The 610-nt window shown below is 51.0% G+C and carries 1 protein-coding gene; it reads left to right on the top strand.

What is annotated here, in order from left to right; genetic code table 11:
- On the top strand, nt 1-610 hold a 610-nt coding region (locus tag ACTHUR_RS15785; protein ID WP_440399597.1), incomplete at both ends, for a transketolase-like TK C-terminal-containing protein.

Here is a 610-nt window from a genome sequence, read left to right as displayed (position 1 = left end):
GATGAATGGCCTTACCCTGCATGGCGGTGTTAAACCATTCGGCGCGACTTTCCTGATGTTCAGCGAATACGAGCGTAACGCCTTACGTATGGCTTCGCTGATGAAAATCAACCCTGTATTTGTGTTCACCCACGATTCCATCGGTTTGGGCGAAGACGGTCCGACCCACCAACCTATCGAGCAAACTGCCACTCTGCGCCTGATTCCAAATATGGATGTATGGCGTCCATGCGATACCGTTGAATCTTTGGTAGCGTGGTCTGAAGCTGTTAAAGCGGCCGATCATCCGTCCAGCCTGATTTTCAGCCGTCAAAACCTGAAATTCCAAGCGCGTGATGAGCAACAGCTAAACGACATCAAACGCGGTGCTTATGTAATCAGTGAAGCTCAAGGCAATGCACAGGCTGTTGTAATTGCTACCGGTTCTGAAGTTGAATTGGCTCTGGAAGCGCAAAAAGTATTGGCAGAACAAGGTATTGCCGTGCGCGTTGTTTCCATGCCTTCTACCAATGTATTCGACCGCCAAGATGCCGCCTATAAAGCCGCGGTTCTGCCGGAAGGCTTGCCACGCGTAGCCGTAGAAGCCGGACATGCCGACGGTTGGTATAAA

It is taken from the genome of Neisseria sp. P0021.S007 (genome assembly GCF_051956855.1).
Note: the sequence above shows the minus strand (reverse complement) of the source record. Positions and strands in the feature narration are given on the sequence as shown.